The organism is Caldicellulosiruptor kronotskyensis 2002, assembly GCF_000166775.1.
GTDB lineage: Bacteria > Bacillota > Thermoanaerobacteria > Caldicellulosiruptorales > Caldicellulosiruptoraceae > Caldicellulosiruptor > Caldicellulosiruptor kronotskyensis.
The window spans coordinates 1,965,139-1,984,135 of sequence record NC_014720.1; the positions used below are offsets into that span (position 1 = coordinate 1,965,139).

Consider the following 18,997-nt stretch of genomic DNA (forward strand, 5'->3'; position numbering starts at 1 on the left):
CTTATGAAACAAATGCTGGCAATTCTAAAGGAAGTTTAATAACAACCTTTGTCCCTTTATTGATAGAACTTTCAATATAAAACTCAGCATTGTCGTTGTAGTACAGCATTAACCTTCTGTAAACATTTTTAAGCCCAATACTTTTATCATAGAGTGGATTGTTAAGATTAGCATAAAGCTCCTCAAGCTTTTTCTCGTCCATCCCTATCCCGTTGTCAGCAACTTCTATTATTAAATTTATACCCCCTTTTTTTACTTTAACTATTACTTTACCACTGTCTTCTTTTTCTTCTATACCATGTATACACGCATTTTCAACAAGTGGCTGGATTGTCATCTTAGGAATCAAACAATTTTTAGCATCCTCTTCTACAAAAATTTCATATGTCAATTTTTCACCAAATCTGTATTGCTGTATTTTTAGAAAATCTTCTACAAAATTGATTTCTTCCTGAACTGTGGTTATATCATTTCCCCAGTAAATAAGCCTCCTTAAAGTCCTTGTTAGATACTTAATTATCTCAGCTGTTTCCAGTTCATTCTTCAAAACAGAACGCATTCTTATTGAATCCAGTGTATTGAAAAGAAAATGTGGATTTATCTGACTCTGAAGCGCATTTATCTCTGCCTGCTTTTTTTCAACTTCAAGTGTCTTCTTTTGAATTTCAGAAAGCATTTCCTTCTCTATAAGTTCTTTAAGTCTTATTGTCATATTGTTAAATTCTCTTATAAGATTTCCAATCTCATCGTTCCCTTCTCTGCATGTCAGAATCTCGAAGCGCTGCTTCTTAACTTTTCTCATATGTCTTTCTAAAAGCTCCAGTCTATTTGATATAGAAGAAGTTATGAGTCTTATTAAAAAGGTTGCAAATATCAAGCTCAAAAGGGAAATAAGTAATATGAACTCAATAGCTTTGTATATCTCTCCCATCATATACGATCGCGAAAATACTCCAACAAGTTTCCATCCATTTAAAAGATTTATATCCAGATTATTCACAAACACATACGAACCTTTCGGCACAAATTTACTCGTCTCAAATTTTACAAAAGGCTTGGTAAAAATTAAATTATTGTATGTATGAGCTGCAATTATTCTGTTACTGCTGTCTATTAAGTAAATCTCTCCACCAAATACCTCAAAATTTATGGAATTAAAAAAGCTTGAAAGATAAATATCAATTTTTGCTATTTTCGTATATTTACTATTGTTTCCCGTCGAAGTACTTCTTTGCTCATATTGATTGAGATTTCTTATCAATGACACATATCCTTCTTCTCCATTAACTCCATTGTCGCTGGTAGGTATTATAACTATTCCTTGCAGATTATTAATTACTTTATCATACCATTCTTTAACCTCTTGTATATTTAACTTTCTATACCCGTCACTGTTTAAAATTGTAGGATTGTTTGTATATATTGTTACGCGAGCAATGTTTGAATACACATTTCTACCCTGATATATCCTATTTCTCAGATACTGAACATAATTAGAATAAAAATCATCCATACCATGGTAATTAATGTCAAGCATATCGTTAAGTAAATCATCTGTATACAATGTATTTGAATACAATATAGCTTCATCTATTACCTTTTTTATGTTAGTATTTAAGATGTTAAAAGCACTTTTTATCTGGGTAATTTTTTGTTGCTGAAGATTTTTTATAATGAAAATGGTAAATATAAAATGGCTCACTACTGTGGGGATTAAAACACATAGAATGTATACAAGTAACAATTTCTTTCGGACAGAAAGATTATCTAATCTGTCAAGTATTCTTTCTTTTGAAAATTTAAAAAACTTTTTTAACACTTTATTCCACCACAAGTTTTATATCTCCTAAGTTTAATTATATCATAATACATAAGGATAATAACTGTATTTTATTTACTTATAAAAAACAAATCAAAGTGGGCGAAAATCACCCACTTTAAAAAGCTTTGATTACTCTCCTTTAACGCTACCAAGAGTAAGACCCTTTACAAAATATCTCTGCAAGAATGGATAAACCATAATAATTGGAGCTGTGGCAACTATTGTCATACTTGCTCTTACCGAGTTTGGAGTAACCTGCTGAGTTTCAGCCATTGCTCCCATTTGATAGTCAGGATTTCTTCCAACCTGCATACTTACAGATGCCAGAATCTTTTGAAGCTCATACTGAAGAGTACTCAGGTCAGGTCTTTGTGAGTTAAAGATATACACATCAAACCACGAATTCCAATGTCCAACTCCTATAAACAGGGCTATTGTTGCAACTGCTGGCAGGGTAAGTGGAAAGATTATCTGCCACAAAATTCTAAATTCACTTGCTCCATCAATCTTAGCAGATTCAATCAAACTTGAAGGAAGTGACTCTATATAGCTTCTGACTACAACAACATTAAACATTCCCAAAAGTGCAGGAACAATATAAACCCAAAATGTATTCAAAAGTCCCAATGACCTATACAATAAGTAGGTTGGAATCAATCCTGCGCCAAAATACATTGTTAGAACCATTATTGCTGAAAACGGACGTCTTAAAACAAAATCTTTTCTTGAAAGTGGATAAGCAACAAACATTGTACAAATAATACCAAGCACTGTACCAAGAACTGTTCTTGCAACAGATACTAAAGCTGCATTATATATCTGTGGATTGCTAACAATAATTTCATAGTTTTTTAATGTCCATTTTCTTGGCCAGATATAAATTCCTCCTCGAACTGTGTCAAGTGCATCGTTGAATGAAACAGCTAATACATTTAAAAATGGATATAAAGTCACAATACCGACAAAAATCAAACTTATATAAACAACCAAGTCAACTATAATATCCTCGGCTGTTTTTTTCTTAAACATCTTACCCATTCCCTCCTGTTTATATTGTTGAAAAACGCTACCTGACTTTTTATACTACAGTGGATGCATTTAATTTTGCAGCAACTTTATTTGCAAACAAAACAAGCAAAATACTTACGATGCTCTTAAACATACCAGCAGCTGTAGCATATGAATATCTGTACATTGTAATACCATAGTCAAGAACATATGTGTCAAGAATTTGAGAGTAATCTTGAACAAGCGGGTTTCTGAGCAAAAGAACCTGTTCAAAACCAGCATTCAAAAGCCAACCAACGTTGAGAATAAGAAGCATGCTAATTGTTGGCGCAATCCCCGGCAGTGTTACATACCTTATCTTTTGCAACCTTCCACAACCATCTACGCTTGCCGCATCGTAAAGTTCAGGGTCTATACTTGTCATTGCTGCCAAATACACTATAGCATTCCATCCTGTTTCCTTCCAAACATTCGAGAAAGCCAATATCCACCAGAAATAATGTCCTTCACCCATCCAGACAATTGGCTGTTTAATAATCTTGAGTGACATTAAAATCTGATTGAGAATACCTGACTCTGGTGCTAGCACACTTATAACTATGCTTGCCGCAACAACCCAAGAAACAAAGTGGGGAAGATATGAAATTGTTTGAATAGTTCTTTTAAATAACATATTCTTCACTTCGTTAAGCATCAATGCAAGTAAGATAGCTGCTGCAAAGGACGTAACAAGCTTCAAAAAGCTTATAACAATTGTATTTCTCATAGCAAGCCAAAAACCAGAGTCGCTGAATAAATCTTTAAATTGCTGCAAACCTACCCATTCTGAACCCCAAACACCTTGGAATGGCCTGTATTCTTTAAATGCAATGACCCACCACCAAAGTGGTATGTAGTGAAACAAAATTACATACAAGACAAATGGAAATATCATAAAAACAAGTTCTTTCTGCTCTTTTACTTTTTGCCAGAACGTTTTCTTTGAACCATTGTAGTATACTGCATCCAATGTAATTACCTCCTTTTAAAACTTTGCTCCTACAAGATTAGTACCCATTATAATGAAGTCTTAATAATTTAGAAATTTTATATAAGGGAAGAGGGTTTTACCTCTTCCCTTTGAGGTTTCAGAAACATTACTTAACTTTAATCCCGTACCAATCTGCCATTCTCTGTCTCATTTCCTGTGTATAGAACTCTTCAATTGGTTTTGTGTTAATCTTTGATCTAACCTCTGCTTTGTATTTGTTCCATACCTCATCATACTTGCCCTTTGGAGCCATTATAAGCATTGGTATATACTTCCTTGCAAGGTCGTTAGCAATGTTGAGTGGAACCTGGATTTCTTTTTGCTTTTCAGGTGGAACGTTGATCTCCCATGCATATCCCCAAGGTGGACATTCAGGTTCATCAGCAAATGGTGGTTCAACAAATGTTTTTGCTTTGTATGCTTCAAGCACTTTCTTTTGTGCTGGTGCCCATTGCATATATGCAATATCTGGATCAAGTTCAGGTTTTACATAATTTCCATCTGGAAGCTTGAGCTGCCATCTTGGCCAGATGTTCCAGTAGCCAAGCCCTTCTTGTTTCTGGTAAACAGGGTCTCTTGCTTTGTCAATCATAGCTTGTGTTCTGTACATCTTACCTTTATTGTCAACAAGATAATCTCTTCCTTTAATACCCCAGAACATAAGTTTCTGAATATCTGGATTGAGCATTTGGTCTAAGAACTGGAATGCTCTTACAGGATCTTTACACTTCTTTGTAATGCTTATGCCATCTCTTGTTCCAATTGACTGAAGCATCACATATCTTGATTTTTTAACCCCTTTAAATACAATGCCAAATGGAACAAGGATTCTATCATCTTCGCCATTCTTTCGTAGTGTATTGAATGCTGTGTTAAAGTGCCATGACCTTCCCCAGCTTGTCACAACTCTACCTTGAGCAACTTTCGCAGCCCACTGGTCATATGTCTGAACAAATGCCTCTTTATCAAACAAACCTTCATTCCACAGAGCATTTAGCGCCTTGTAAGCTTTGTACATTCCTATTCCTGCAGGGTCATAGCTTGCTTTATATGTTTTCGGATCAACTTGTACAGTATCTGCTATAAGACCATTCAAACCTGTTGCAGGATCTTGAATTACATAGAATCTTGCGCCTTCTGTAATTGCTGACATGCCTATTACAGGCATACCTTTGTACTTTGGATATTTCTTAACATAATTTCTTAACATTGGTACCAAATCTTCCCAGTACTTTAATCTTGGCCAGTTATTCTTTTGTAACATGTCAATCATTACATATAAACCTTCACCACTTGCACTAGGTGACACTTCACCTCTTGTGTAGCTCAAGAAATAAATATGTCCATCAGCTTGGCGAAGTTTCCTCAAATCTGCCTGAGAGTACGCCTTCTTTGTCCACTGACCATATTTTTGAATGTAGTTATCAAGCGGAACTAAAGCTTTGTTCTGAATAAATTGTTTGTGCTCACCACTGCCATAAACCAAGTCTGGTAAATCACCAGATGCAAGCATAAGTGATATCTTTGTTGCCTGGTCCATTCCTACAAAGTGTTCGATTTTCAATCTTACGCCTGTCCTTTTTGTAATCTCTTGCCCAATAGCAGTACTGAAGATATCTGGGTGATATTGTACTGTCGCATCTGCACTAAACATTGTAAAAGTTACAACCTTTTTTGATGCACCTTCAACCTTCTGGGAAGATACAGGTACAATCCCACCCAGCACCGCGGAAATAATGAAAACAAGCGCTACCACAATCGAAATTTTTCTTAAAAATTTCAAATTGAAACGCCTCCTCTCTTTGAATTTTTATCAAGGATGAACAATTATCATCCTCTACTGTTCATTTTACATAGTATTTAGATAAAAACAACCCTTAAAATCTAACATATTTCCCCCATAAAATTGATATGTCAAAAGTCTATATTTTTCCATATTCTTGAACTGCCCACATGTATATTTTTATATTTTCAAGAGGAGTACCTGATGCAACAGAACCTGCTGGTGTTTCGATAAAGTTTCCATCATCTTTTAAAACTTGCATATCTCTTTTTACGTACTCGATAATTTCTTCTGCACTCCCATTTCTCAATATAAATGGTGGCATCTGTCCATAAATCAATGCATTTGGCATAAACTTTCTTATCGTTGCAGGGTGAATTTCAGGCCCAAAATTAACGCTATTTACTCCAAGGTCATTTAAAATAGGAAGTAGGTGCTGCATATTGCTATCCGAATGTTGATAGCGAGTATCTTCTTTTCTTGGTGCAAAATTTTTAAACAAACTCTCTAAAATAGGTGCACAGTATCTTTCATATAACTTGGGCGAAAATAAAAAACAGTTATCATCGTTAATTGCAATTCCATCATATTCAACGTTACAATAACCTCTTAAATTTTTTATATACTCCACAAGTTTTTCTTTCAAAATCTCAAAAAATATATCCATCAACTCGGGTTCATCCATCAAAAGTATACAAAGATTTGTTGTACCTAACAAACTTGTTGCAATTGTAGCAGGTCCTCTTGTCATATGCCCCCATTTTAGCTTCTTCCCTGTCGCTTTTTCATAATCTTCTTTTGCTTTCAAAAGTTCAGGTGTAATCACCTTTTTTACATCAATCCTCTCCATTTTTTCTATAAAACTTTTTACCTCATCTAAACTTTCAACTGCAGGCTCGAGCCAAGGCGTTCCACCTTCTGATATCACAACCTTTGAACCCATTACAACCTCAAATCTTGTTGGTTCTAGAGGGTCAAGCTCTTCTTCTGAATAAAATCTTCTGCCAAGCTCTTTTTCCAAAATTTCATTAGCTTTTTTATGAATTTGAAGTCTGTATGATTTGTCAGAATAATAATCAACTGTTGAAAAAGGACCCACCAGCTCAAACAGAAAATGGTCATCAAGCCAAAAGTGGATAGGAATCCTTGTTTTTTTGTCAAAATTAAGCCTACAAAAATCATTTTCTTCCCAGAATTTTTTTACATCAAATTTAGATAAGTCCACAAGAACTCTCCTCCTTTGTTGAAATTATTTTTTAGGCTACAAAAATTTATAGGGAAGACCTCTAAAATAAGAGGCCTTCCCTATAGAATATACCACAAATTTATTCCATATTTAGTTCCAATTCTTTACTCTCCAGCGAATCATTTCTGTCTTGAACTGCTCATAAACTTTGTAATTTGTTTTTTCAAATGCCTGAACAAATTCTTTCCATATTCTATCAAAATCTGCATCTGTCTTTGCCATTACAAGTTGTGGTAGATATTTTCTTCTCACTTCGCTCATCTTCTGTTGAGCAATTGTAACTTGAGGCTTATCAGCAGGAATATTGATTTCCCATGCAAATCCATAAGGTGTTTCAAGTGGAGGATCTGTAAATGGAGGTTGCATGAAGTATTTAGCTTTATATGCATCGAGAACTTTCTTTTCAGCTGGTGAGAAGTTCTTGTATACATACTCTGGGTCAAATCCTGGCTCTCTGTAATTTCCATCCTGCAGCTTCAAATATGCATGTGGAAATACCCACCAGTATCCAAGACCTTGTTTCTTCCTGTAAACAGGGTCTTCTCTCTGTTTTTTCTGTTTATCTGTTAGGTACATTTTTCCGTTTTTGTCTACACTGTAATCAACACCTTTTATTCCCCAATACATAAGTTTTTGAGCTTCTAAAGAGCACAGTTTGTCCAAGAACTTAAATGCTGTGACAGGGTCTTTACACTTCTTTGTTATGCTAATACCATCTCTTGCGCCAATCGGCTGAATCATAAGATATCTTGCTCTTTGAACACCTTTGTAAACAACTGGGAATGAAATATGCATTCTATTGTATTTCTTTGCATTCTTCAGTGAAGCCTCTGCATCATATCCAAATTGCCACCACTGATCATAGAATCCTACAACTCTACCCTGAGCAATCTTGGAAAGATATGTGTCATAGTTTTGAACGAATACCTCTTTGTCAATAAGCCCTTCTTTCCACATCTTATTCAAATCTTTATAGTATCTTCTTGAACCTTCCATTGTTGAATATACTTTTGCTGTGTAAGTTTTTGGATCAACTATCACATCACCGTCATTTTGATATCCCATAAGATATGAAGGCGGATTTTCTAATGTAAAGAATCTCCAGCTTTCTGTTATAAATGTGAATCCTATAGTAGGTTTGCCATCAATAGTTGGATTTTTCTTTACATAATCTCTAATGAGCTGCTGATAGTCCTCCCAATACCTTACCTTCGGCCATTTTGCTTTTTCAAGAAGATCAATTGGTAGCCAGAAACCATCTGGTTTTAAGTCTGGAGTTATTTCGTTTCTGTAAGGAGACAAGAAATAAATTTTTCCATCTTTCTGTCTGAGTCTTTTGAGATCTTTATCAGTGTAAATCTGTTTACAATATTTCCCGTATTTTTGAATATAGTTATCAAGTGGTACCAATACACCAGCTTCTATTAACTTTCCATGCTCCTGATGACCATGAATCAAATCTGGCAAATCACCAGATGCTAACATAAGACCAATCTTTGTCGCCTCATCCTGTCCTGCTAAGTATTCGATTTTGAGTTTTACACCTGTAAGCTTTGTAATTTCTTTACCAATAGGAGTGCTAAACAGGTCTGGATGAGGATCTGCATTTGAATCTCCATAGAAAAATGTCAATGTCTTTACGGGTTGATTGCTTGAAGCCGCTTTCACAGAATCAGATTTTAAACTTGGGAATGTAACAAGAGTTGAAAAAATGAACACAAAACAAATAAAACAAGCAAACGATTTTAATTTTTTTGACATCTCAAACCCTCCTCACTGTATATTTTGACATTTCTACGAGCAAAAAGACTTTAAAAATTGTGAATCTGAAATAAATTATAACTATAAATTGTAGAAATGTAACCCTGAAAAATTTTATATTTTCCCCCTGAAAAATTGACTTTTTTGGAGCCTGATAAATTAAAAAGTTTATAACTAATCCACAAACATTTCTGCTAAATTAAATCTACTCTATTTTTTGTCCATCACTTTTTTCTTGACAACTACTAATAGTTGATAATAAAATTATTGAAAATCGTAAAATAGGGGTGTGTTAATTTGTTCAGAGAAGTAATTAATACAATTTCACCCTATATCCCTGGCAAACCTATTTCTGAGGTGAAAAGAGAGCTTGGCCTTGAAAAGGTAATAAAACTTGCTTCAAATGAAAATCCTTTAGGACCATCCGAAAATGTTAAAAAAGCTTTGATGCAAAACTTGGATGAACTTGGTATTTACCCGGATGGAAACTGTACAGAGCTAAAACTCAAACTTTCAAAAAAGCTGGGTGTAAAACCATCGCAGATACTTCTGGGGGCAGGGTCTGATGAAATCACTCAATTTATAGCAGCTGTATTTATTAATCCAGGGGACAATGCAATAATGGCAAAACCTTCTTTTCCCCGATACGAAACAGTTACAAAAGTGATGGGCGGTATACCAATCGAACTTCCGTTAAAAGACTTTACCCATGATTTAGAGGCTTTCTATAACAATATAAATGAAAGAACAAAAGTAATTTGGATTTGCAATCCAAACAATCCAACTGGTACTATTGTTAAAAGGAAAGAATTATATGATTTTATAAAATCAGTACCTTCACACATTGCGGTTGTTGTTGACCAGGCTTATAAAGAGTATATAGATGACCCTGAATACCCAGATGCTACAGAGTGGCTTTATGAATTTGAAAATCTTATTGTTCTTCAGACATTTTCAAAGATCTATGGTCTTGCATCTTTAAGAATTGGGTATGCAATAGCATCAGAGGAAATCATTGAAAAATTAAACAGAGTAAGACCACCTTTTAATGTAAATCATCTGGCACAGATTGCAGCTTCTGCTGCTCTTGACGATGAAGAACATGTAAAAAAGGCAAAAGAACTTAATAAAAAGTCTCTTGAATTTTTCTATAAAAACTTTGAAGAAATGGGTCTTTTCTATATAAAATCATATGGAAATTTTGTAATGGTAGATGTAAAGAAGGATGCTGTTGATGTGTTCAAAAAGCTTCTTTTAAAAGGTATAATAGTAAGACCAGGCGACATATTCGGTATGCCAACATATCTGAGAGTCACAACTGGGCAGGAAGGTGATAATATGGGATTCATAAAGGCTTTGAAAGAAATTCTATAGAAAAAGAAAATTTGAAGAATGGTAGAACGGATGCAAACTATAGTAAAATAAAAAATGGTAGTATGGAGGCGATGAATATGATTATTGTAATGAAAAAGGATTGTAAAGAGTCAGATATTGAAGAAGTTGTAAAACTTATCACATCACTTGGCCTGCGGCCCCACATTTCACAGGGCGTTGAAAGAACTGTGATTGGTGTCATTGGCGATGAGAGAATTCTGTCTGATGTTCCTGTTGAGCTTTTACCAGGTGTCGACAGGATAATACCAATCCTTGAGAGCTACAAACTTGCAAGCAGAACATTCAAATCCGAACCTACAGTTGTAAAAATTAAAAATGTAGAAATTGGTGGAGACACACTTACGCTCATTGGTGGTCCTTGTGCAATTGAAAGTTATCAGCAGATGTTTGAAGTTGCAGAAAAGATTAAAAAAAGCGGTGCGAAGATTCTGCGTGGTGGAGCTTACAAACCAAGAACATCTCCATATTCTTTCCAGGGTCTTGAGGAAGAAGGACTGAAAATATTAAAAGAAGCTGCACAAAAGTATGATCTTTTAGTAATAACAGAGGTAATAAGTGAAAGCGCTGTTGACAGAGCGTATAATTATGTAGATATTTTCCAAATTGGTGCAAGAAATATGCAAAATTTTAATTTGCTAAAATATGTAGGAAGACAAGACAAGCCAGTTCTTCTCAAGAGAGGGCTTGCAGCAACAATTGAAGAGTGGCTGAATGCTGCTGAATACATTTTAAGCGAAGGAAATCCAAATGTTATTTTATGCGAAAGAGGAATAAGGACATTTGAGACAGCAACAAGAAACACTTTGGACATTTCAGCAATCCCTGTTGTAAAGGAAAAAAGTCATCTTCCAATAATAGTTGACCCGAGCCATGCAGCAGGGAAAGCAAAGTATGTTCCAGCACTTTCAAAAGCGGCAATTGCAGCAGGAGCTGATGGGCTTATGATTGAGGTCCATCCAAATCCGCAAAAGGCTTTATCTGACGGGCCTCAGTCAATCACACCTGAGGAGTTTGACAAACTTGTAAAAGAGATATCTTTAATAGCAAAATCAATTGGAAAGAGTGTATAGAGAAAATGGTAAGGGAAAGGATACTCATAGCAGGGCTTGGTCTCATTGGTGGTTCACTTGCAAAAGCGTTCAAAAGATGCGGGTATGAAATTCATGCTTACGATATAAACAAAAGTGCAGTTGAAAAAGCTATTTGTGAGGGCATTGTAAAAGAAAAGATTGAAGACTTAGATGAAGCAGAAGATGAGTATGCCTTTAGTTTCATATGCGTCCCAGTATTAGAAAGTATACCTATTCTTAGCAAATTATCATCAAAAATCAAAAATGGAATCATAACAGATGTTGGAAGTACAAAAACTCAAATTTGCAAATATTCCATCGAACATAAAATTACCAATTTTATCGGTGGACATCCCATGGCAGGCACTGAAAAGATAGGCTATGAATATTCATTTGATACACTCTTTAATGGTGCATACTACTTCATAACCCCAACTGGTATCAATAGAGAAGAGGATATTGAAAAGCTTAAGAATCTATTACAATCAATTGGATGCAAAGTTGAGGAGATTGACTTCGAACTTCACGACAAAATAACTGGTGTTATCTCACATCTTCCTCATGTTGTGTCTGCAGGGCTTGTGAATATGTTAAGTAGTAGCGAGATATATTGCAAATTTGCTGGAGGAGGTTTTAAAGATATAACTCGTATTTCTTCCTCCAGTCCAAAAATGTGGGCAGATATATCAATCTCCAACAAGAACGTGTTACTTGAACTTATTGATGCTTATATTGAACTTTTGAAAAATTTTAAATTAAGTTTGCAATATGAAAACTATAACCAAATTTACTCTTACTTTGAAAAAGCAAAATTAATTAGAGATAAGATTGTGAGTGATAGAAAGTGAATGTTAAGATTGATGGAAGAAGAAAAATAAACTCAAATGTAATTGTTCCGCCTGACAAGTCAATATCCCACAGAAGTATCATGATTGGAAGTTTGGCAAATGGTGTGACAGAAATAGAAAACTTTCTCTTTTCAGACGATTGCTTAGCCACCATAAACTGTTGCAAAAATCTTGGCACTGATATAGAAATTCGAAATGACAAAATAATTGTTAGAGGAAATGGCTTTGCTCTTAGTGCTCCAAAACAGATACTGGACTGTCAAAATTCAGGAACAACCACAAGACTTCTCCTTGGTATTTTGTCAACCCAGGAATTTGAATCTATTTTGACAGGTGACAGCTCCCTTAAAAAAAGACCTATGAAAAGGGTCACAGTACCTCTTTCTCAAATGGGAGCTGAGTTTGAGTTTTTAGAAAAAGAAGATTTCTTGCCTATTAAGGTAAAAGGCAGCAAAAAATTAAAACCGATTGAATATACCTTACCTATTCCAAGTGCGCAGGTAAAATCTGCATTGATTTTTGCGTCTTTAAAAGCTGAAGGCAAAAGTGTCATAAAAGAAAGTCCTAAGTCAAGAGATCACACAGAGCTTATGTTAAAGCATGCAGGAGCAAATATAAAAAGCTGGGAAAAAGATGGGGTATATACAGTAGAGATACTGCCGAGTCAAATTTCCAGTATAAAGATAAAAATTCCATCAGATATATCATCTGCAGCATTTTTTATTGTTCTTGCACTGATATGTGAAGGTAGCTCAGTGGTAATTGAAAACTGCATTTTAAACCCAACAAGAACAGGTATAATTGATGTTCTAAAACAAATGGGTGCTGAGATTAAAATTGAAGATGTGGAAAATAGAAATGGAGAGCTTGTGGGAAAAATAGTTGCGAGAAGCAGCAACCTAAGAGGTGTAAAGGTTGAAAAAAACGATATTCCGCGTATCATAGACGAAATACCTATTTTGGCAGTTGCAGCGGCATTTGCCGAAGGTAAAACCACAATTGACCATGCTTCAGAGCTAAGAGTAAAAGAGAGTGATAGAATAAAGACAACAGTTGAGATGCTGAAAAGTTTTGGAGCTGAGTGCTATGAACTTGAAAACGGACTCGAAATAATAGGTTCAAGAGAAAAACTCAAAAGTGCAGTTGTAAATTCATATAAAGATCACAGAATAGCAATGGCAGCATCTATCATGGCATGTGCAGTGGAGGGTGAAAGTACCATTTTGGATGCAGACTGCGTATCAATCTCTTTTCCAAACTTTTACGACATTCTTTTTTCCTTAACAAAAAAGATATAAAAAAGGGGCTATTTGCCCCTTTTTTAGCAATATACAATCTCTACATTTTTCTCTCTGATTGCATTTTCTTGGCTTGGCGGCAGTATCTTGTCTGTGAAGATAAAATCAACATCGTCAAGTGTTGCAATGTTTACTAAAGCTGTCTTGTTCATCTTTGTATGGTCTACTATCATGTAGACTTTATCTGCTATCTCAATCATGAGTTTTTTGACCTGAGCTTCAAGCTCGTTTGACTCAGTAAACCCTTTTTCAATATCAAAACCTTTACAGGATATTATTGCTTTGTTTGCATTTAAAGACCGCAAAGTCTGTTCAGCTATTGGTCCGACAAGCGACAAAGATTTGTTTCTAAGTGTCCCACCAGTTGAGATAACTTTTATTGTGTCTTCAAAAACTTTTAGCTCACTGATTATCTGCTCTGAGTTTGTAATAACAGTGATTTTTTTCTTTGTTTTCAAAAGCTTTGCAACCTGAAGTGCAGAGGTGCTCGAATCCATAACAAGAGTATCGCCATCCTCGATGTACTTTATCAAGCTCAGTGCTATCTGCTTTTTACCCTCTATGTTTGTAACATTTCTAAACTCAAAAGGAATATCAACATTGTAGTTCTCAACCAATACCGCCCCGCCATACGTTCTTTTCAGAAGACCTTCTTTTTCAAGCTTTTCAAGGTCACGTCTTATTGTCTCTTCTGTAACATTGAAAAGCTTTGCAAGCTCAGGTACAAGCACACTTTTGTTTTCATTCAACATCGCCATAATCTTTTGTCTTCGCTCAATCGCAAGCACTTTTCCTCTTACCTCCCTTTGTAGTATTCAAACTGTATACTCTTTTTGAGAAGCTCTCTTCCTTCCTGCAGATCCTTAATTTCACCTAAAGCTATAAGTTGCATAATAATATTGCCAAGTACTGTTGCCTCAACAGGTCCTGCCACAACATCTCTTTGTGTAATCTTTGATGTAAGCTCGCAAAGATACTTATCTCTAATGCCTCCACCAACCATATTTATTGTATAAATCTTAAGCCCTGTTAAGTTTTCTATCTCCTCAACTGTATTTTGGTATTTTTTAACAATGCCATTGTAAGCTGCTTTTGCAATGTCGCCAAGTGTTTCTGGTTCTTTTCCAAAGTGTGTTTTGCAGAAGTTCTTTATTTCCGAAATGATATCGACAGGTGCTAAAAACTGTTCACTGTCAGGGTCGATTGCGTAATCAACATTGGATTTTTGTGCAAGTTCACTTATGAGATTGTAATTTACTTCTTCGAACTTTTTGCTCCATGCGCTTTTTAGCTGCTGGATAATCCAAAGCCCAGTGATATTTTTCAAAAACCTTATTTTGTTCTCAACCCCGCCTTCGTTCGTAAAGTTTTTTACAAATGTTTTCTCGTTTATTAAAGGACTGTCAAGTTCAACCCCCATCAACGACCATGTGCCACAGCTAAGAAAAACTGTTTGTTTTCCGTCAGAAAACGGTGCTGCCACAACAGCTGAAGCTGTGTCATGGCTTGCTACTGCTATAACAGGTATGCTTTCTACCTCAAGCTCTTCTTGAATCTCCTTTGAAAGTTTTCCTAAAATGTTTCCTGGATAAATTATATCATTAAATAAATCTTTTTCAAACCCAAGTTTTTCAATGATCTCAAAACTCCATTTTCTCTTGTGGGCATCTAAAAGCTGAGAAGTTGAAGCGATAGTGTATTCGTTTACCTTTTCACCTGTTAAAAAATAAGCAAAAAGATCTGGCATCAACAAAAGCGATGAAGCATTTTTCATTATCTCAGGTCTTGTTTTGTAGTCTATGTACAGCTGGTAAATGGTGTTGAAATTCATAAATTGAATACCAGTGGTGTTATACAACTGATTGAGGGGTATAATGTTTCCTACTTCCTCAATAGCTGATTTTGTTCTCAGGTCACGATAATGATAGGGGTTTGAAATAAGATTTCCACATTTGTCTATCAAACCATAATCCACACCCCATGTGTCAACCCCTATGCTTGTTATACTTTCAAATTCTTTTTTTGCTTTGTAGATTCCAATCTTAAGATTGTTAAAAAGGTAAAGGAAATCCCAAAAAAGACTTTTACCAAGCCGCACAGGATTGTTTTCGAACCTGTGAACCTCACAAAGCTCCAAAACAGACCCGTCAAACCTGCCAACAAAAACCCTTCCGTTTGACGCACCAAAATCAGCACCGATGCAATTTATACTTTTCATTTTTTCCTCCTTATTCTGTTTGAGTTATTTTGTGTTTGTTTTTATTATATCACATTTAAGTTTTGTTTGCTATTTTTAAATAATCTTTTCTTGTCATTCCCATAATAATTACATCATGAAATTTTCCTTCAATAAGCCTTGCTTCTCTTAAAACGCCCTCAATCTTAAAACCGCACTTTTGATATGCTTTAATTGCCCTTATATTCTCATCGAAAGTATCAAGTTCTATCCTATTGATATCAAGTGTATCAAAAAGGTATTTCACAAACGCTTTAATTGCATCGGTGCCAAATCCTTTTCCCCAGTAGTTCTTTTCTCCAATATGTATGCCAAGAACTACCACTTTGTTAATAGAATCATAATCTCTATAGGAAATAGAACCAATCGGCTTTTTTGATTCCTTTGTTTCTATGATAAATCTTTTAACAGAAGAGGAGGAACGCCTGTAATACCATCTTCTAAACTCCCCTATTGTAACACTTGAAACATTTGTTTCGGCCCTTGCCCAGTAGGTAACTTCTGGATCATTTGCCCATTTTTGAAGATATTTTAAGTCCCCCCACCTAACCTCTCTTATATTCACAAGTTCACCTTGTGCTATTACCAATTTCTTTCACACCTTTTCCAAATATGCTACAACCCCGTAAGGAGTAACTTCTGCTATTGCAAACGATCTTGAACCATCCCTTGAAAAAGCTAAACTTCCCGGATTTAAAAAGAGGATGCTGTCTGAATAAAATTCCTCCTGCTGATGAGTATGACCAAAAAAACAGGCATCTACTCTAAACGCTTTTGCATGATTTACAATAAGGTCATATGTAGACTTCACAGAGTACATATGACCATGGGTAATGAGGATCTTTTTGCCACCAAGCTCAATTATCTTCTCTGACGGAAAATCCTTTGTAAAGTCATTGTTGCCTCTTACAATCTCAAACTTGAGATTGGGAAACCTGCTTTGTAGATAAATTGCATCTTTTACCAAATCTCCAAGGTGAATGCACATCTCTACGTTCTTTTCGTATTTTCTTATAATTCTCTCTGCATCATATACAATTCCGTGTGTATCACTTATCACAAGTACCTTCATTGTAAATCTCACCCAGAATCTTTTTTAAGCTTTCAAAAGCTTTTGCTCTATGAGATATCTGATTCTTGATTTGGCTATCCAGCTCTGCAAATGTCTTGTCAAATCCATCAGGTACAAATATAGGGTCATAACCAAAACCATTTTTACCTCTCGGTTCAAATGCTATTCTGCCACGACAAATACCTTTTGTCTGATATATCCTACCTTGCTGGTCAATAAAAACAAGAACACATACAAACTGCGCTCCTCTTTTGCTTTCTGGCACATCTTTTAGCTCATCCAAAAGTTTTTTTATTCTATCCTCATCTGTGGCTCTCTCTCCTGCATACCTTGCAGACATCACACCTGGTCTTCCACCTAAAGCATCCACCTCAAGCCCAGAGTCATCAGCAAGTGTGACTTGTCTGTAAAGTGCATAAATAGTCTTTGCTTTTTTTAGAGCATTCTCTTCAAACGTTCTGCCATCTTCTATAATGTTTATACTGCTGTCAAAATGGTTTAGTGTAACCACGTCGTCAAAATAACTTCCAATGAGCTGCTTTATTTCCTTTGCTTTTCCCTCATTCTTGGTCGCAACGAAAAGTTTTCTCATCTTTTGGCACACTCCCAACAAGATTGCAGTCCTCACCCAAAACTTCCCTCTGTATTTCTATTATCTTTTGTATGCCTTGCTTTCCAAGTTCTAATAGTTTCTGAAATTGATCCCACGAAAAAGGCGCTCCTTCAGCAGTTCCCTGTATCTCAATAAACTCACCTTTATCGTTCATAACAAGGTTCATGTCAACTGCAGCTTTTGAATCCTCTTCAAAGCAAAGGTCAAGCATTTCAACGCCGTCGCAAATTCCCACAGATACAGCCGCAACAAAGTCTGTTACAGGAAAGTTTTCAATTATCTTTTCATCGTAAAGTTTTTTGCACGCATCAAACATGGCAATAAACCCGCCAGTTATGGAAGCTGTGCGTGTTCCACCGTCTGCCTGGATTACATCGCAGTCTATGATTATTACTCTTTCTCCAAGCGCTTTAAAATTTATACCTGCTCTGAGTGCCCTTCCAATGAGTCTTTGAATTTCATGACTTCTTCCACTGAGCCTCAGTTTATTTATATCTCTTACATTTCTCTGCTGGGTTGCACGGGGTAACATTGAGTATTCAGCTGTTATCCATCCTTCCCCACTTCCCTTTTTAAACGGTGGTACCTTGTCGTCAATGGTTGCTGTGACAATTACTTTTGTGTTGCCCATTTCGATAAGGCATGAACCTTCTGCATATTTGATGAAGTTTCTTGTTATTTTTATTGGTCGAATCTCATTGTAAGCTCTCTGGTCTTGTCTCATTATCTTTTTGCTCCTTTCCTTTTACAGTCTTATTTTTAAACTGTTATACTTGAACTGGTCCATATCTATATTTTCTTTCAAATCATACTGGTCAAGATAAGGTTCTTTCCCATCTATTGAGATCTTTAAATACTTAAGAGTTTTGTCTATTTCCCTTGCAGTAAAACATATTGAAGAAAGAATAATATCTACCTGGCTACTACCTTTCAGGTTTAATAGCTCTTTTGACAGATCAATATACAAAGTATTTTCTTTTATCTTTACATTATTCAATTTTAACCCATTTAACTTAGAAAATCTATAGCTAAGACTATTGATTAAACTTTTTTGTGCAAATGTCATGGGAATATTTTTAAACTTTTCTGGAATATCTATCCATTTAGGAATTAGAAAAATCTCTGTCGAAACCTTTTGAGGAACAAAAATTATAACCTGTCCTGCTTTTTTTCGCTCAAAGGCTTTGTTTATATACCTTCTCCCTTCATTATAAAAGTATACTCTATCTATATTTTCAAACGATGTCAAGTAAAAGGTTATTGCTTTGATGTAAAAATCCAAATATTTTTGTTTGAAAAACTCATTATTTAAGTCAACAGTTGCAGTGCCATTTTCAATTTTCAAGGAGTTAATCTTTATACTGTCAGGAAAAATACAAAAAAGCCCAAAACTTCTGAGATTGCGCTGTCGCGAAGCAGAAAAAATTGAAAGTTCAAGCCCTCTTTTTGCAACATCAAACGTCTTTGTTGATATAACTTCTATTAATACTAAATTATGTTTTTTATCGCATAAAATAGTTTTAATGCTTGTAAGATTCTCACTTTGTCCAGTTTGTTGAGAAAAATAAGCACCACTTTCCACAATCTCAAATTTGATGCTATCGTCTGTTTGACTGCTGTCGTTATTGTAATTACTTTCCTGTGAGGTGGAAAATAGACTTTTCCAGCTGCAACCTGCCAAGAAGAATAAAAAAGAAAGCACAGCAAAAAAAATAATTCTTTTTCTCATTCCAAACCACCCTTTCAAAAAGTTATGCTAATTCTTTCATATTAAGAAAAATATTTAATCAATGGGCGGCTTAGAACAAGAAAAAG

General features: G+C 35.3%; 17 protein-coding genes. 4 read left to right on the plus strand and 13 right to left on the minus strand.

The features are described from left to right. Nucleotide 1 precedes the first annotated feature (1 nt). From CALKRO_RS09080 to CALKRO_RS09105, 6 genes are all read right to left on the minus strand, one after another. Complete coding sequence (locus tag CALKRO_RS09080; protein WP_013430734.1) at nt 2-1,834, minus strand: sensor histidine kinase; 1,833 nt, start codon at nt 1,832-1,834, stop codon at nt 2-4. Between the two features lie 117 nt (nt 1,835-1,951). Beyond that, complete coding sequence (locus CALKRO_RS09085; RefSeq protein ID WP_013430735.1) at nt 1,952-2,851, minus strand: carbohydrate ABC transporter permease; 900 nt, start codon at nt 2,849-2,851, stop codon at nt 1,952-1,954. Between the two features lie 49 nt (nt 2,852-2,900). Further along, nucleotides 2,901-3,839 carry an ABC transporter permease gene (locus CALKRO_RS09090; RefSeq protein ID WP_013430736.1) on the minus strand — a complete coding sequence of 313 codons (939 nt, stop codon included), beginning with the start codon at nt 3,837-3,839 and terminating at the stop codon, nt 2,901-2,903. 127 nt (nt 3,840-3,966) lie between these two features. Beyond that, entirely contained in the window at nt 3,967-5,643 is a 1,677-nt protein-coding gene (locus tag CALKRO_RS09095; protein ID WP_013430737.1) for an ABC transporter substrate-binding protein, read from the minus strand. A gap of 139 nt (nt 5,644-5,782) precedes the next feature. Next, entirely contained in the window at nt 5,783-6,868 is a 1,086-nt protein-coding gene (locus CALKRO_RS09100) for a uroporphyrinogen decarboxylase family protein (RefSeq protein ID WP_013430738.1), read from the minus strand. Nucleotides 6,869-6,979: 111 nt separating this feature from the next. Next, nucleotides 6,980-8,650, minus strand: a complete 1,671-nt coding sequence (locus tag CALKRO_RS09105; protein ID WP_013430739.1) for an ABC transporter substrate-binding protein — start codon at nt 8,648-8,650, stop codon at nt 6,980-6,982. Nucleotides 8,651-8,947: 297 nt separating this feature from the next. Between CALKRO_RS09105 and hisC the strand changes: the two genes are divergently transcribed. From hisC to aroA, 4 genes are all read left to right on the plus strand, one after another. After that, on the plus strand, nt 8,948-10,024 hold the full coding sequence (gene hisC, locus CALKRO_RS09110; RefSeq protein WP_013430740.1) for a histidinol-phosphate transaminase: 1,077 nt from the start codon (nt 8,948-8,950) through the stop codon (nt 10,022-10,024). Between the two features lie 77 nt (nt 10,025-10,101). Further along, complete coding sequence (gene aroF, locus CALKRO_RS09115) at nt 10,102-11,115, plus strand: 3-deoxy-7-phosphoheptulonate synthase (RefSeq protein WP_013430741.1); 1,014 nt, start codon at nt 10,102-10,104, stop codon at nt 11,113-11,115. A gap of 5 nt (nt 11,116-11,120) precedes the next feature. Next, on the plus strand, nt 11,121-11,963 hold the full coding sequence (locus CALKRO_RS09120; protein ID WP_013430742.1) for a prephenate dehydrogenase: 843 nt from the start codon (nt 11,121-11,123) through the stop codon (nt 11,961-11,963). Next, nucleotides 11,960-13,261: a 3-phosphoshikimate 1-carboxyvinyltransferase gene (gene aroA / locus CALKRO_RS09125; protein ID WP_013430743.1), complete on the plus strand. Its 1,302-nt coding sequence runs from the start codon at nt 11,960-11,962 to the stop codon at nt 13,259-13,261. Before CALKRO_RS09120 ends, aroA begins: the two co-directional genes overlap by 4 nt. A 23-nt stretch (nt 13,262-13,284) precedes the next feature. Here aroA and CALKRO_RS09130 read toward each other — a convergent pair whose 3' ends face one another. Genes CALKRO_RS09130 through CALKRO_RS09160 form a run of 7 tightly spaced genes read right to left on the minus strand, consistent with a single transcriptional unit; the run spans nt 13,285 to nt 18,911 of the window. Next, nucleotides 13,285-14,049, minus strand: a complete 765-nt coding sequence (locus CALKRO_RS09130) for a DeoR/GlpR family DNA-binding transcription regulator (RefSeq protein WP_013430744.1) — start codon at nt 14,047-14,049, stop codon at nt 13,285-13,287. An 8-nt stretch (nt 14,050-14,057) separates the two neighbouring features. Beyond that, nucleotides 14,058-15,479, minus strand: coding sequence for a rhamnulokinase (locus CALKRO_RS09135; RefSeq protein WP_013430745.1), 1,422 nt, complete (start codon nt 15,477-15,479; stop codon nt 14,058-14,060). A gap of 55 nt (nt 15,480-15,534) precedes the next feature. Beyond that, nucleotides 15,535-16,086, minus strand: coding sequence for a GNAT family N-acetyltransferase (locus CALKRO_RS09140; RefSeq protein ID WP_013430746.1), 552 nt, complete (start codon nt 16,084-16,086; stop codon nt 15,535-15,537). A gap of 6 nt (nt 16,087-16,092) precedes the next feature. Continuing rightward, the gene (locus tag CALKRO_RS09145) at nt 16,093-16,569 is read right to left on the minus strand and encodes a metallophosphoesterase (protein ID WP_013430747.1); all 477 of its coding nucleotides are present in this window, start codon (nt 16,567-16,569) and stop codon (nt 16,093-16,095) included. Next, nucleotides 16,547-17,161: an XTP/dITP diphosphatase gene (locus tag CALKRO_RS09150; RefSeq protein ID WP_013430748.1), complete on the minus strand. Its 615-nt coding sequence runs from the start codon at nt 17,159-17,161 to the stop codon at nt 16,547-16,549. Before CALKRO_RS09150 ends, CALKRO_RS09145 begins: the two co-directional genes overlap by 23 nt. Further along, on the minus strand, nt 17,130-17,906 hold the full coding sequence (rph, locus tag CALKRO_RS09155) for a ribonuclease PH (RefSeq protein WP_013430749.1): 777 nt from the start codon (nt 17,904-17,906) through the stop codon (nt 17,130-17,132). Before rph ends, CALKRO_RS09150 begins: the two co-directional genes overlap by 32 nt. Before the next feature lie 21 nt (nt 17,907-17,927). Continuing rightward, nucleotides 17,928-18,911, minus strand: coding sequence for a GerMN domain-containing protein (locus tag CALKRO_RS09160; protein ID WP_013430750.1), 984 nt, complete (start codon nt 18,909-18,911; stop codon nt 17,928-17,930). Nucleotides 18,912-18,997 lie beyond the last annotated feature (86 nt).

Coding starts and splice junctions, on each gene's coding strand:
- CALKRO_RS09085 (WP_013430735.1), bottom strand. CDS start 2,851: ATGTTTAAGAAAAAAACAGCCGAGGATATTATAGTTGACTTGGTTGTT.
- CALKRO_RS09105 (WP_013430739.1), bottom strand. CDS start 8,650: ATGTCAAAAAAATTAAAATCGTTTGCTTGTTTTATTTGTTTTGTGTTC.
- aroF (WP_013430741.1), top strand. CDS start 10,102: ATGATTATTGTAATGAAAAAGGATTGTAAAGAGTCAGATATTGAAGAA.
- CALKRO_RS09120 (WP_013430742.1), top strand. CDS start 11,121: ATGGTAAGGGAAAGGATACTCATAGCAGGGCTTGGTCTCATTGGTGGT.
- CALKRO_RS09135 (WP_013430745.1), bottom strand. CDS start 15,479: ATGAAAAGTATAAATTGCATCGGTGCTGATTTTGGTGCGTCAAACGGA.
- CALKRO_RS09145 (WP_013430747.1), bottom strand. CDS start 16,569: ATGAAGGTACTTGTGATAAGTGATACACACGGAATTGTATATGATGCA.
- CALKRO_RS09150 (WP_013430748.1), bottom strand. CDS start 17,161: ATGAGAAAACTTTTCGTTGCGACCAAGAATGAGGGAAAAGCAAAGGAA.
- rph (WP_013430749.1), bottom strand. CDS start 17,906: ATGAGACAAGACCAGAGAGCTTACAATGAGATTCGACCAATAAAAATA.
- CALKRO_RS09160 (WP_013430750.1), bottom strand. CDS start 18,911: ATGAGAAAAAGAATTATTTTTTTTGCTGTGCTTTCTTTTTTATTCTTC.